Annotated in this window: 12 protein-coding genes; 4 read left to right on the top strand and 8 right to left on the bottom strand. The window is 42.0% G+C overall.

What is annotated here, in order from left to right; translation table 11 throughout:
• Positions 1 to 22: 22 nt before the first annotated feature.
• On the bottom strand, positions 23 to 2398 hold the full coding sequence (locus KX728_RS07120; RefSeq protein ID WP_215804412.1) for a bifunctional 2',3'-cyclic-nucleotide 2'-phosphodiesterase/3'-nucleotidase: 2376 nt from the start codon (positions 2396 to 2398) through the stop codon (positions 23 to 25).
• A gap of 292 nt (positions 2399 to 2690) precedes the next feature.
• On the opposite strand from KX728_RS07120, the gene KX728_RS07115 reads away from it, so the two are divergent.
• Both KX728_RS07115 and dtd read left to right on the top strand, forming a co-directional pair.
• A complete protein-coding gene (locus KX728_RS07115; protein WP_215804413.1) occupies positions 2691 to 4907 on the top strand; it encodes a RelA/SpoT family protein in 2217 nt (738 codons plus the stop codon).
• 29 nt (positions 4908 to 4936) lie between these two features.
• Positions 4937 to 5380, top strand: coding sequence for a D-aminoacyl-tRNA deacylase (gene dtd / locus KX728_RS07110; protein WP_215804414.1), 444 nt, complete (start codon positions 4937 to 4939; stop codon positions 5378 to 5380).
• Between the two features lie 31 nt (positions 5381 to 5411).
• Here the strand turns inward: dtd and KX728_RS09385 are convergent, their stop codons facing one another.
• From KX728_RS09385 to KX728_RS07085, 6 genes are all read right to left on the bottom strand, one after another.
• Complete coding sequence (locus KX728_RS09385; RefSeq protein ID WP_000732787.1) at positions 5412 to 5825, bottom strand: hypothetical protein; 414 nt, start codon at positions 5823 to 5825, stop codon at positions 5412 to 5414.
• Between the two features lie 107 nt (positions 5826 to 5932).
• Positions 5933 to 6583: a metal-dependent transcriptional regulator gene (locus KX728_RS07105; RefSeq protein WP_215804415.1), complete on the bottom strand. Its 651-nt coding sequence runs from the start codon at positions 6581 to 6583 to the stop codon at positions 5933 to 5935.
• 83 nt (positions 6584 to 6666) lie between these two features.
• On the bottom strand, positions 6667 to 7161 hold the full coding sequence (gene tpx / locus KX728_RS07100) for a thiol peroxidase (RefSeq protein ID WP_000206544.1): 495 nt from the start codon (positions 7159 to 7161) through the stop codon (positions 6667 to 6669).
• 115 nt (positions 7162 to 7276) lie between these two features.
• A complete protein-coding gene (locus tag KX728_RS07095) occupies positions 7277 to 8209 on the bottom strand; it encodes a metal ABC transporter substrate-binding protein (RefSeq protein ID WP_000733063.1) in 933 nt (310 codons plus the stop codon).
• A gap of 25 nt (positions 8210 to 8234) precedes the next feature.
• Entirely contained in the window at positions 8235 to 9083 is an 849-nt protein-coding gene (locus KX728_RS07090) for a metal ABC transporter permease (RefSeq protein WP_000634601.1), read from the bottom strand.
• Complete coding sequence (locus KX728_RS07085) at positions 9080 to 9802, bottom strand: metal ABC transporter ATP-binding protein (protein WP_000619158.1); 723 nt, start codon at positions 9800 to 9802, stop codon at positions 9080 to 9082. The genes KX728_RS07090 and KX728_RS07085 overlap by 4 nt, the downstream gene beginning before the upstream one ends.
• 178 nt (positions 9803 to 9980) lie before the next feature.
• Between KX728_RS07085 and KX728_RS07080 the strand changes: the two genes are divergently transcribed.
• On the top strand, positions 9981 to 11873 hold the full coding sequence (locus tag KX728_RS07080; protein ID WP_215804416.1) for a M13 family metallopeptidase: 1893 nt from the start codon (positions 9981 to 9983) through the stop codon (positions 11871 to 11873).
• An 88-nt stretch (positions 11874 to 11961) separates the two neighbouring features.
• Positions 11962 to 12726: a hypothetical protein gene (locus KX728_RS07075; protein WP_215804417.1), complete on the top strand. Its 765-nt coding sequence runs from the start codon at positions 11962 to 11964 to the stop codon at positions 12724 to 12726.
• A 104-nt stretch (positions 12727 to 12830) separates the two neighbouring features.
• On the opposite strand, the gene KX728_RS07070 is transcribed toward KX728_RS07075, so the two are convergent.
• The gene (locus KX728_RS07070; RefSeq protein WP_215804418.1) at positions 12831 to 13460 is read right to left on the bottom strand and encodes an MBL fold metallo-hydrolase; all 630 of its coding nucleotides are present in this window, start codon (positions 13458 to 13460) and stop codon (positions 12831 to 12833) included.
• Between the last annotated feature and the right edge of the window lie 35 nt (positions 13461 to 13495).

Here is a 13495-nt window from a genome sequence, read left to right as displayed (position 1 = left end):
GTCTCGCCTTGCTTCTATTATGTTATTCTTCCTTTTTCTTGAGAGAAAGTCCAAGCCCTGCTAGAATGACACCTAGGAAGGTTAGGATAGACGTTTTCTCACCTGTATTTGGTAGAGTAGTAGCTACTGGATTATGAGCGCTTGGTAAAATAATAGTTTGCCCACCGTTTGAAAGAGTGATTGCATCGCCTTGATTTTGTCTCTGAATATCTTGGATCTCGTGGTGATTTGTTGCTGCAGGTTCAGCCTTAGGCTCTACATAGAGAAGGCGGTATTCGCCGAAACCTTCTTGGTCAGAGCTTGCTAGATATTGAATATCACCATCTGTGCTGACTAAGTCTTTGGCCTTATCGGCTGTCAAGAAACGAACGTCCAACCCTTTTATGCTATTTGTGAAGTGCCAGTTTTTATCTGCACTTGGGTTGATATTTTTTACATCGAGGATATAGTTGATGATAACCTGGCGATTTTCAAGTCCGAGGAGACGATTGAGGCTAGCATCACGAACGCCAGGGAATTTACCATTTGCGCGATAATTGTTGGTTACCACGATGAATTCCTGATCTGGACGTACATCTTTTCCTTGGTATTTAAGATTGCGGACACGACTAGCATCTGGGTGGATCAACTTACCTTCGCGGTCGTATTTATTTGGTTGGGTGGCGTCGTACTCATAGGTCACACCGTCAATCACATCAAAATTATAAGTACGATAGCTTGGATTGATGAGCTGTTGCGCTTCTTTTTTAGTTGGATCAATCGTGTTGAACTGACCAGCAGACATTTCCAACCATTCTTTAAGTTGAGCTCCAGTGACTTTTAGGATGGCCGTGACATTGTCGTAGAGGTAGAGATCGGCTACGTTTTTGATGGCGATTGGGCCAGCTGGAATATCTGTATAGGCAGTAGCATCTCCACGGGTTCCCGCCTTAAATGGTGCCGCAGCCGAGAGAATAGGAAGATCTCCTTCAGGAGTTCCTGCTAGTTCTTTCTTAGCATACCAGATTTGCGCGTTATTGACGATTTGAACAGATGGATCATCCTTGACAAGGGCAAAATAACTTGTGATTGGTGCGGTTGTTGTTCCGACTTGTTGGCGAACGTATTGGATGGTTCCTTCGTGAGCTGTTTTGGCAATTTCTTTGATTCGTTCATCAGCTTCTTTGGACTTAGTGTGAATCTTACGAATAGAGCCTTTGCTGTTGGCAACAGTCCATTTTCCGTTTTTGTAGATAAGGTTGAGGTCGATAATGCCGAGGTGATCCCCATATTTTCCAGCCATGGTTACAGGAGTACCATTAATCTTACCATTTACGCCATCAACACCAGCATATTTTTCATAAAAGCCAGTGCCATTTCCACTTGGAAATTCAGCGTGAGAATGCCCTGTTACAACTGCATCCACACCGGGTAGACTTGCAATTTGATAGCCTTCGTTTTCTTCCCCTTTTTCGTACTTATCATCTCCGATGCCTGAGTGAGAGAGTACAAGAGTGATGTCTGCACCTGCTTTGCGCATTTCAGGGATAATCTTTTGAATAGCTTCTACGGAGTCATTAACCTGAATCTTTCCTTCAAGGTTGGCCTTATCCCAGCTGAGAATTTGAGGGGGAACGATTCCAGTCACCCCGATTTTGACGGTCGTTTTGCGACCAGTTTTATCAACAAAGGTTTTGCTGATGATTTTATAGGGGTCGTAGACATAAGCGCCCGTTTTAGGATCTACAACATTGGCGTTGACAATTGGCATTCCAGCTGTATCAATGACACGTTTGAGGTAGTCTAAACCATAGTTAAACTCATGATTTCCTAGTGTACCAGCTTCAAAACCGAGCTTTTGAAGGGCTGCATACATAGGGTGTTGTTCTCCTTCTTTGACTGGGTTAACGATTGCCTTGTAAGTTCCAAGTGGCGTTCCTTGAATCGTGTCTCCATTATCTACGAGAAGTGTATTGCTATTTTCTTTTTTAGCTTCTTCGATGAGAACAGCTGTTTTTGCTAGTCCAACGTTCTCAGCAGGTTTGTCTTGGTAATAATCATAGTTAACTAGATTGGTATGAAGGTCAGTTGTTGCAAGGATGCGGACATCGACTTCCTGTCCTTCTGTTGGTTGAAGGGCTTTGTCGTCTGCAAGGCTTCCTTCTTTAGAAGGGGTTGTTTCAGTGCTTGCTACTGGAGTAGCATTTTCATCTTGCTTAGCAGGAGCGTCTGTTTTTTCAGATGCCGTTCCCTTTTCATTTCCAGTAGCTGCAACGGGTTTCTCTGATTGATTTGCTACTGGTGTAGGTGTAGTGCTAGGATCTAGATTTGTAGCTTTTTCATCTGCTTGAGCAGTAGAAGCCGCAAATACAGCTGCAGTCAGACCTAAAAGGGCTGCTTGTTTACGAAATGATGACATAAAAATCTCCTCAAAAATAGTTTCACTCTATTATAAAGGATGGAAGCCAATCAATCAAGTTAAATACGAATGTTTTTATAAAATTTATTAAAAATGATAAGAAATAGCTAGTTCGTTTATAAAATCCACTCATTAATTATAAAAGTAAATAGAAATAATAAAACAGTTTAAAGTTTATTGTTCTTTTTGAGATCCTTGTAAGGAATGGAGTAAATTATAGAACTGCAGAGCTTTTCTAGTTTTCATATCCTTAAAAAAGTGATAAAATGGTAGGAAGAATTGGAGAGTATAGATGCCGAAAGAAGTGAATTTGACGGGCGATCAGGTAGTCGCTTTAACGAGAGAATATTTAACAAAGGAAGACGTTGCTTTTGTACAAAAAGCATTGATTTATGCGGTAGATTGTCATAGTGGGCAGTTTCGGAAATCAGGTGAGCCCTATATTATCCATCCCATTCAGGTAGCAGGAATTCTGGCTAAGCTCAAGCTGGATGCCGTAACCGTTGCCTGCGGTTTTTTGCATGACGTTGTTGAAGACACAGATGCGACACTGGATGATCTGGAGAGAGAGTTCGGTCATGATGTTCGGATTATCGTTGATGGTGTGACCAAGCTTGGTAAGGTTGAGTACAAATCGCTCGAGGAACAATTAGCTGAAAATCACCGCAGGATGCTTATGGCCATGTCAGAGGATATCCGTGTTATCTTGGTTAAATTATCGGACCGTTTGCACAATATGCGGACTCTAAAACACCTGCGAAAGGACAAGCAAGAACGGATCTCCAGAGAAACCATGGAAATTTACGCACCACTTGCTCATCGTCTAGGGATTTCCAGTGTCAAGTGGGAGTTGGAAGATCTATCTTTCCGTTATCTCAATCCAACTGAGTTTTACAAGATCACCCACATGATGAAGGAAAAACGCAGAGAACGTGAGGCTTTGGTCGACGAAGTCGTAACCAAGTTGGAGGAGTATGCTACCGAACGCAATCTCAAAGGGAAAATCTATGGTCGTCCTAAGCATATCTATTTGATCTATCGCAAGATGCAGGATAAGAAGAAACGCTTTGAGGAAATTTATGACCTGATTGCCATTCGCTGTATTTTGGATACCCAGAGTGATGTTTACGCCATGTTGGGTTATGTGCATGAACTTTGGAAACCCATGCCAGGCCGCTTCAAAGACTATATCGCTAATCGTAAGGCCAACGGTTACCAGTCTATTCATACGACTGTTTATGGGCCAAAAGGGCCGATTGAATTCCAGATTCGGACCAAGGAAATGCACGAAGTGGCTGAGTACGGGGTAGCAGCTCACTGGGCTTATAAGAAAGGCATTAAAGGGCAGGTCAATAGTAAAGAATCAGCTATTGGAATGAACTGGATCAAAGAGATGATGGAGCTCCAAGACCAGGCTGATGATGCCAAGGAATTTGTGGACTCTGTTAAAGAAAACTATCTGGCAGAGGAGATTTACGTCTTTACTCCAGATGGTGCGGTTCGCTCCCTTCCAAAAGATTCAGGACCGATTGACTTTGCCTATGAAATCCATACCAAAGTCGGTGAAAAAGCGACTGGTGCCAAGGTCAATGGCCGTATGGTTCCACTGACAACCAAGCTCAAGACAGGGGATCAGGTTGAAATTATCACCAACCCCAACTCCTTTGGTCCGAGTCGTGACTGGCTCAATATGGTCAAGACCAGTAAGGCACGCAACAAGATTCGTCAGTTCTTTAAAAATCAAGACAAGGAATTATCCGTAAACAAGGGCCGTGAGATGCTGATGGCCCAGTTCCAAGAAAACGGCTATGTAGCCAATAAATTCATGGACAAGCGTCACATGGACAAGGTCCTTCAAAAGACCAGCTACAAGACAGAGGAAGCTCTCTATGCAGCCATTGGTTTTGGAGAAATTGGCGCTATTACCGTCTTTAACCGTTTGACAGAAAAGGAACGTCGTGAGGAAGAACGTGCCAAGGCCAAGGCGGAAGCAGAAGAGCTTGTCAAAGGTGGCGAAGTTAAGGTCGAAAACAAAGAAACCCTCAAGGTCAAGCATGAGGGTGGTGTGGTCATTGAAGGTGCTTCAGGTCTCTTAGTGCGGATTGCTAAGTGTTGTAATCCAGTGCCAGGTGACGACATTGTCGGCTACATTACTAAGGGTCGTGGTGTAGCTATTCACCGTGTGGACTGTATGAATCTCCGTGCCCAAGAAAACTACGAGCAACGTCTTCTTGATGTGGAGTGGGAAGATCAATTCTCAAGCAAGGAATACACTGCCCACATCGATATCTATGGTCTCAACCGTACAGGGCTCTTAAATGATGTTCTGCAAGTTCTCTCCAACACAACTAAGAATATCTCAACTGTTAATGCTCAACCAACTAAGGATATGAAATTTGCTAATATCCATGTCTCATTTGGTATTTCCAACCTCTCTACACTGACCACAGTCGTGGACAAGATTAAGAGTGTGCCAGAGGTCTACTCTGTCAAACGGACCAACGGCTAATTCTCCCTTCAGTTACTAGAAAGGCGCTTATGAAAATCATTATTCAACGGGTTAAAAAAGCTCAAGTCAGTATCGAAGGTCAGGTTCATGGAAAGATCAATCAGGGACTCTTATTGCTGGTCGGTGTTGGCCCAGAGGACCAAGAGGAAGATCTGGACTATGCTGTGAGAAAGCTCGTCAACATTCGGATTTTTTCAGACGCAGAAGGCAAGATGAACCTGTCTGTCAAGGATATTGAAGGAGAAATCCTTTCTATTTCCCAGTTTACCCTCTTTGCAGATATCAAGAAAGGCAATCGTCCCGCCTTTACAGGAGCAGCCAAGCCGGATATGGCAGCTGCCTTCTATGACGCTTTCAACCAAAAGCTAGCTCAGAAAGTGCCCGTTCAGACAGGCATCTTTGGAGCGGATATGCAGGTGGAGCTGGTAAATGATGGGCCAGTTACCATCATTCTTGATACTAAAAATAGATAAGAAAACCAAGCCCAGTTGGCTTGGTTTTTGTTTATAGACACTCCCAGAAGGCGATGTGTTTGTTGTAAAAGTCGGGATAGTTTTCTCTTAGGTGGCTAGCCGTCATATAATATAAAGTAGAATGACAGGAAGTAAAGACTGGAGTAAGAGAGTAGAAATATTGAGGGTCAGTGATGGCTAAAAAGACAAATAATAGAAAATCGCTGATGAGCACTCCTAAATAGTAGAAGCGAATTTTTTTGTTCATCTGAGGATAAATCTCAGAGAACTGTTTTTTGAGTCGATTGACCAATCGAAATAGCAGTAGTCCTTGAGCAAGGATGAAAATGAAGCAAAAAATCAGGCCTCTCTCCAAAGAAAGTTCGTATCGGGGTCTGAAAGTTACCAACAGTAGCAAATCGCTGACTACAATGGCTGCAAAATGGATTCTAAAGAGCTTTTTCATAGGAAGACCTCCCTCTTTTATCTAGCTTCATTCTACATCAAACGAATGGAACTTACAACTAAAATAATAAAAAATCCCTGAAAGGAATTTCTTTCAAGGATAAGGGCTTAGTTGATTTTTTCGACATAGAGTTGTTTGGCGATATCCATACTAACTTGGAGGTCTTCACCTTTGTTGACCAGTGTAAAAGTATTGGAAAAATTATCAAACTGCTTGACTTTGACTTGGTCACCGATATGGATTTCATGCTTTTCTAGATATTTGAGTAGTTCAAAACTATCATGAACGCGAGTCAGGAGATAGGTTCCAGCTTCTTGGACGTCTGCCAGTGGTAAGTTGTTGATTTCAACCAAGAGTTCTCCCTCAGCTGGTATGGTTCCTCCGTGGGGGCAGGTTTTAGGGAAGCCAAGCAGTTTATCCAGTCTCTCTACGAAGAGGTCGGATACAGTGTGCTCTAGGACCTCAGCTTCTTCGTGGATCTGATCGCTAGTATAGTCGAGATGGTGAACTAGAAAGACTTCAATCAACCGGTGTTTGCGATAGAGTTCGGAGACTAGTTTGAGGCCGATATCTGTCAATAGATAGCCATTCTCCTTGTCCTTGAGGATGAGATTCTCACTTTTCATACGTTTGATCATCTCTGTTACGGCAGGTGGAGAGACTTGCATACGGGCAGCAATTTCCTTATTGGTGATTTTCTGCATCTCCGTACCGATTTCATAAATACATTTTAGGTAGTCTTCTTTATTTGGCGTCATTCGTTTCCTCTTGTCTTTTCTCTCCATCTAGTATATCAAAAAAAGCTAGATTTCTCTAGCCTTCTGCCCTAATGGCTTTGATTTTAGTCCAGTTCTTTCACTGCAGCAATAGCAGCTTCAAAGTCTGGTTCTGTGTTGATGTTGTCAACGTATTCTACGTAACGGATGACATTGTCAGTATCGAGAACAAAGACAGCACGTGCAAGGAGATGCCATTCGTTGATCAAGAGGGCATAATCGCGCCCGAAAGAATGGTCAAAATAGTCTGAAAGCATGATGGCATTGTCAAGACCTTCAGCCCCACACCAGCGTCCTTGGGCAAATGGTAGGTCCATAGAAACAGTAAGAACGACGGTGTTGTCGAGGTTAGCTAGTTCTTGGTTGAAACGACGAGTTTGCGTTGAGCAGATACCAGTATCGATAGAAGGGACAACACTCAAGACTTTTTTCTTTCCTTCAAAGTCAGCTAGCGTTTTTTTAGAGAGATCGGTTGTCGTAAGAGAAAAGTCAAGTGCCTTGTCTCCGACTTGCAGTTGTTTACCTGTAAAAGTTACAGGATTTCCGAGAAAAGTGGTCATGAAACTACTCCATTCTTTTTTCTTTCATTTTACCGAGAATTATCAGATTTTTCCAATGATTTGACCGGAAAGTGTAAAAAAACGCCAATTCGGTGAGAATGACGTTTTTAATGGATTATTTTGACAAACCTTCAGCAATCTTGTCAAGGTTGTATTTCATCATGTTGTAGTAGCTGTCACCTTCTTTACCTTCTTCAGCGATTGAGTCAGTAAAGATTTGTGCGTAAATTGGGATATTTGTGTCTTGTGAAACAGTCTTCATTGGACGGTCATCGACACTTGATTCAACAAAGAGTGATGGAACTTTTGTTTGGCGAAGTTTTTCAACCAAGGTCTTGATTTGTTCAGGTGTTCCTTCTTCTTCTGTGTTGATTTCCCAGATGTAGGCACTTGGAACTTCGTAAGCTTTAGAGAAGTATTTGAAGCATCCTTCGCTGGTTACAATGAGTTTTTTCTCAGCAGGGATATTGTTAAATTTCTCTTTAGCTTCCTTGTCCAGTTTGTCTAGCTTTTCAGTATAGTCTTTGAGATTTTTTTCGTAGAATTCCTTGTTGCTAGGGTCTTTTGCAATCAACTGTTTAGCGATATTTTTAGCATAAATTATCCCATTTTCAAGGTTGAGCCAAGCGTGTGGGTCTTCTTTGCCTTTCTCGTTTTGACCTTCAAGGTAGATGATATCTACGCCGTCACTAACTGCATAGTAGTCTTTGTTTTCAGTTTTCTTGGCATTTTCGACCAATTTGGTAAACCAAGCATTGCCACCTGTTTCAAGGTTGATACCGTTATAGAAAATGAGGTCAGCCTCAGAAGTTTTCTTTACGTCTTCAGGAAGTGGTTCGTACTCGTGTGGGTCTTGACCAACAGGAACGATACTATGAAGATCAATCTTGTCACCAGCGATATTTTTAGTAATATCAGCAATGATAGAGTTAGTCGCTACAACCTTTAGTTTTTGGTTTGTAGATGCTGTATCTTTTTTCCCACTAGCACAGGCAGCTAATCCAATGATAGAAAGAAAAAGAACGAGCAATGTACCTAATTTTTTCATTAGATTCCTCCAGAAGGGTTTCCCCTTATTTATTGATTTTTTTATTTTTTAGTTTCAAGTATCGTTGCTTTGGAGAGATAAAGAAACTGATTAAGAAGAAGCTGGCAGATGTGAGCACGATGCTGGATCCTGCTGCGAGGTTGAAGCTATAGCCGATAAAGAGTCCCAAAACAGAAGCGGTTGCCCCTAGGGTTGATGAAAGAAAAATCATGCTCTTTAGGCTATTAGCATAAAGGTAAGCCGTCGCAGCTGGGGTGATCAACATGGCCACGATAAGAATCGTTCCAACACTTTGCATGGCAGTGACTGACACAAGGGTCAAGAGCACCATGAGTAGATAGTGATAGAAATTAACAGGCATTCCCATGGCTTTAGCCAAAAGCTCGTCAAAGGATGTAATCAATAGTTGTTTAAAGAAAATCCCGATAATCAAGAGAATCAATGCCCCCACACCAATGGTGATCCACATGTCCGTATCTTGGACAGCGAGGATATTCCCAAAAAGGATATGGAAGAGGTCTGTCGAACTCTTGGCAACACTAATCAAGATGACACCTAAGGCTAAGAAAGATGAAAAGGTAATACCAATGGCAGTGTCACTCTTGATGATAGAGTTCCCCTTGATGTAGGTAATGATGATGGAAGCCATCAAGCCAAAGATGATCGCTCCAATAAAGAAATCAATTCCCAGGATAAAGGAAAGGGCTACGCCGGGCAAAACTGCGTGAGAGATGGCATCCCCCATGAGAGACATTCCACGTAAGATGATAAAACATCCCACGGCTCCAGCAACCACCCCGATGACTATAGCTGTTATCAGGGCATTTTGTAGGAAATGGAAATGTTGCAATCCATCGATAAATTCTACTATCATAGGTCACCTCCATTAAAGAAGAGCTTACTACCATAAGCTTTTTTGAGATTGACTTCGGTAAAGGTTTCTTCAGTTGAACCAATAGCAACCAATTCTCGATTGAGAAGCATAACTTGGTCGAAATAATGAGGGACTTTGCTGAGGTCATGATGGACGATGAGAACTGTTTTACCAGCTTTTTTAAGGTCTCTCAGTGTATTCATGATAATCTCTTCACTGATCGAGTCAATCCCGACAAAAGGCTCATCTAAAAAGATGTAGTCAGCTTCCTGCACTAAGCAGCGGGCAATCAAAACACGTTGGAATTGTCCTCCAGAGAGCTGACTGATTTGGCGATCAGCATAGTCTGAGAGTCCAACGATTTCAAGTGCATCCGCCACTTTTTTCCAGTGGCTGGCCTTTAAAGTGTGGAAGAGCGGGATAGATGGATAGAGTCCCAGTGAGACACATTCCTTGACCTTGATAGGGAAATTGTAGTCGATATGGATTTTTTGCTCGACATAGGCAACTCGATGTAAAGATTTCTTGACTTCTTTGTCATCGAGAAAGGCCTGACCTTCGTGTGGGATAATTCCCAACATACTTTTTAATAAAGTTGATTTTCCAGCACCGTTTGGACCAATAATTCCGGTAATAGTTGGTCCGTGGAGCACTAGTGAAATATCCTTTAGTGCCAACGTTTCTTTGTAGGAGACACTGAGGTTTTCGATACGTATCATACAGTTATTTTCCTCCTGTCTTTTAATATACATTAAAAAAAAATTAAGTCAAGTTAATTTTTAAAAAATTTAAAATAATAACTGAAAAATGAAGAAAAAAGAGAGACCATTTTTAATTGCATTCCCAAGTGTTTTTTGCTAAGCTAAGAATAAGTGAAAAAATGAAAGCGAGAACAAGATGACACGTTATCAAGACGATTTTTATGATGCAATCAATGGAGAATGGGAAAAAACAGCTGTTATTCCAGCTGATAAATCTCGAACAGGTGGCTTTATTGACCTTGATGAGGAAATTGAAGAGTTAATGCTGGCAACTACGGACAAGTGGTTGGAAGGCGAAGATGTTCCAGAGGACGCTATCCTCGCAAATTTTGTTAAGTACCATCGTATGGTACGTGATTTTGATAAGAGGGATGCAGATGGAATCAAGCCTGTCCTTCCTCTGCTCAAGGAATACCAAGATTTGGAGAGCTTTGCAGATTTTACCAGCAAACTGGCAGAGTTTGAACTAGCAGGTAAACCAAACTTCCTTCCATTTGGAGTATCACCAGACTTTATGGATGCCAGAACCAATGTTCTCTGGGCAAGTGCACCAGGAACTATCTTGCCAGATACAACCTACTATGCTGAAGACCATCCTCAACGTGAGGAGCTCTTGACGCTTTGGAAGGAAAGTAGCGCAAATCTTCTCAAAGCCTATGATTTTTCAGATGAGGAAATCGAAGACTTACTAGAGAAGAGATTGGAATTGGACCGTCGTATCGCAGCGGTGGTTCTTTCTAACGAAGAAAGTTCAGAATATGCCAAACTCTACCATCCATATGCTTATGAAGATTTCAAGAAATTTGCCCCTGCCCTCCCTTTGGATGATTTCTTCCAAGCAGTGATTGGACAAACTCCAGATAAGGTTATCGTAGACGAGGAGCGTTTCTGGCAAGCAGCAGACCAATTTTATAGTGAAGAAGCTTGGCCTTTGCTTAAGGCAACCTTGATTTTAGCTGTGGTCAATCTTTCAACCAGCTATCTCACAGACGAGATTCGTGTCTTGTCAGGTGCCTACGGACGTGCCCTTTCAGGTGTTCCAGAAGCTCAGGATAAGGTCAAGGCAGCCTATCACTTGGCCCAAGGTCCCTTTAAGCAAGCCCTTGGTCTCTGGTATGCGCATGAAAAATTCTCCCCAGAAGCTAAGGCAGACGTAGAGAAAAAAGTGGCGACTATGATTGACGTTTATAAGGAACGTTTGGCTAAGAACGACTGGCTCACGCCTGAAACGCGAGATAAGGCCATTGTCAAACTCAATGTCATCAAACCTTATATCGGTTATCCAGAGGAATTGCCAGAACGCTACAAGGACAAAGTAGTGGACGAAACTGCCAGTCTCTTTGAAAATGCTCTAGCCTTTGCGCGTGTGGAAATCAAGCACAGCTGGAGCAAGTGGAACCAGCCTGTTGATTACAAGGAATGGGGCATGCCAGCTCATATGGTCAATGCCTACTACAATCCTCAGAAGAACTTGATTGTCTTCCCAGCTGCCATTTTACAGGCTCCATTCTATGATTTGCATCAGTCGTCTTCTGCTAACTACGGTGGTATTGGTGCTGTTATTGCCCATGAGATTTCTCATGCCTTTGATACAAATGGCGCTTCTTTTGATGAAAATGGTAGCCTCAAAGATTGGTGGACAGAAAGCGACTATGCAGCCTTTAAAGAAAAAACGCAGAAAGTTATCGACCAGTTTGATGGTCAAGAATCATACGGCGCAAGGATCAACGGAAAACTAACCGTATCAGAAAATGTTGCCGACCTAGGAGGAATTGCTGCAGCCCTTGAAGCTGCCAAGAGAGAAGCAGACTTCTCTGCTGAAGAATTCTTCCACAACTTTGCTCGTATCTGGCGTATGAAAGGCCGTCCGGAGTTGATGAAACTCATGGCCAGTGTCGACGTGCACGCGCCTGCTAAACTCCGTGTCAATGTGCAAGTGCCAAACTTCGATGACTTCTTTACAACCTATGATGTCAAAGAAGGCGACGGTATGTGGCGTTCACCAGAGGACCGTGTGATTATTTGGTAAAGTAAGTCTCTAACCAAGTATCATCTTGGAATTAATGGTTCATTTTTGAAGTTTATCAATCTGAAAATGCAATGCTATCGAGGTTAACATGAAGAAATTTTTAATGATGCTATCAGCTATTCTTTCGATTTCAGTTTTAGCATCTTGTAGTCTCAATAAAAATAGGAACAATACAGAACCTTCATCTGCACTATCATCTGTCTCCAAAGACGATAAGACTAGTGTATCAACAGAAGCTAAGGCTGAAAATACTAGTGACTCGTCAACCAAGGAATCGCAATCGACTGCTGAAAATAAGAAAGAAACCAGACAAGATTTATATAAAGAAGTGATTGAACGCTATAAACACTTTACAGACCTTTTAAAACAAGGTAATAGAGAAGATTTATACAAGGAAAATAAACAAGATAAGATTACTTCAGAAGAATATGGCTTAGTTTTCTCTCGAATGGATTATCATAATGCACCCGATTGGAAATACGCAATTGTTGATTTGAATAAGGATGGTCAAGACGAGTTGCTTATTGGCGATGAAAAATTTGTTTCAGCTATTTATTATTTGGAAAATCAAAAACCTAGCTTACTTCACACAGCATATATAGCTTCTGCAGGTGGTTTTCGCTCAGGATTTGATATTTATGAAAATGGTCAAGTCTCTTATGCAGACTGGCAGTCAACTCGTCCAGAAATGAATCTGGCTCTATATTCGTTTGATAAAAATGGAGTGCAGAAGATTAAAGAAGCAACTATTCAAATCGGTGGCAATGAAAAAGCAGAGCAAGTTTTAGATATCTCTTCTGAAAAGCTTAATTTATCAAATATTGACTGGAAAGAATTGAATCGAGCTAATTAGTTTTGAATTATTTTTCTAGTCAATATTGATTCTTCTGAGCAAATATTGACATAGAAATTGAAGCTACAAAAAAACCAAGGAAATTACCCTTGGTTTTTTGTTTGCTAAAAAAAGGGATTAAAGGTCTTTTCGTGAGCGATCGTCGTAGCTGGACCATGCCCAGGATAGACATCGTAGTTAGGAAGGGTGAAGAGCTGCGTCTGAATGCTATGGAGGAGTTGTTCCGTGCTACCTGTAGGAAGGTCTGTCCGTCCGATGGTTTCTCGGAATAGAGCATCTCCCGTCAAGACTAGATGAGCATCAGGAAAGACCAGGGAAACACCGCCAATAGAGTGCCCTGGGGTTGGTAGAACTGTAAAACGAAACTCTTCGATCTGGTATTCCTCATGAAAGACAAAGGTGTGTTCAGCTGGTTTGCAGATGACATCAGCCATATCATCATGACGAGGTAGGCCAGAGAGATTGTCAACGGGAGTATAGAGCCAGCTGGCTTCACTTTCTGCTACATAAACGGGGGGATTTCCAAAAGTGTCACGAACCAAGTCCAGACTCATAATATGGTCGTAGTGGGTGTGGGTCAGGAGAATCGCGCAGACTGGTTTGTTGATTTTCTCGATAGTCTTGCGAATAGCTTCCCAATGGCTACCTGGGTCAACCACAATCAGGTGTTGGTCTCCTTCCAGATAATAAGTGTTTTCATAGGCAATGGGATTCACGGTTTTATGGATTTTCATACTGGCTCCAATCTCAAAGAATGTACTAAATTAAG

The sequence above is a fragment of the Streptococcus oralis genome (assembly GCF_019334565.1).
GTDB lineage: Bacteria > Bacillota > Bacilli > Lactobacillales > Streptococcaceae > Streptococcus > Streptococcus oralis_CR.
The sequence above is the reverse complement of the archived record's forward strand: the minus strand, read 5'-3'. Positions and strand labels throughout refer to the sequence as shown.

Excerpts from the sequence above, each read along its gene's own strand:
- KX728_RS07095 (WP_000733063.1), bottom strand. The coding sequence starts at position 8,209 with ATGAAAAAATTAGGTACATTGCTCGTTCTTTTTCTTTCTATCATTGGA.
- KX728_RS07090 (WP_000634601.1), bottom strand. The coding sequence starts at position 9,083 with ATGATAGTAGAATTTATCGATGGATTGCAACATTTCCATTTCCTACAA.
- KX728_RS07075 (WP_215804417.1), top strand. The coding sequence starts at position 11,962 with ATGAAGAAATTTTTAATGATGCTATCAGCTATTCTTTCGATTTCAGTT.
- KX728_RS07120 (WP_215804412.1), bottom strand. The coding sequence starts at position 2,398 with ATGTCATCATTTCGTAAACAAGCAGCCCTTTTAGGTCTGACTGCAGCT.
- dtd (WP_215804414.1), top strand. The coding sequence starts at position 4,937 with ATGAAAATCATTATTCAACGGGTTAAAAAAGCTCAAGTCAGTATCGAA.
- KX728_RS07115 (WP_215804413.1), top strand. The coding sequence starts at position 2,691 with ATGCCGAAAGAAGTGAATTTGACGGGCGATCAGGTAGTCGCTTTAACG.
- KX728_RS07085 (WP_000619158.1), bottom strand. The coding sequence starts at position 9,802 with ATGATACGTATCGAAAACCTCAGTGTCTCCTACAAAGAAACGTTGGCA.
- KX728_RS07080 (WP_215804416.1), top strand. The coding sequence starts at position 9,981 with ATGACACGTTATCAAGACGATTTTTATGATGCAATCAATGGAGAATGG.
- KX728_RS09385 (WP_000732787.1), bottom strand. The coding sequence starts at position 5,825 with ATGAAAAAGCTCTTTAGAATCCATTTTGCAGCCATTGTAGTCAGCGAT.
- tpx (WP_000206544.1), bottom strand. The coding sequence starts at position 7,161 with ATGACCACTTTTCTCGGAAATCCTGTAACTTTTACAGGTAAACAACTG.
- KX728_RS07105 (WP_215804415.1), bottom strand. The coding sequence starts at position 6,583 with ATGACGCCAAATAAAGAAGACTACCTAAAATGTATTTATGAAATCGGT.
- KX728_RS07070 (WP_215804418.1), bottom strand. The coding sequence starts at position 13,460 with ATGAAAATCCATAAAACCGTGAATCCCATTGCCTATGAAAACACTTAT.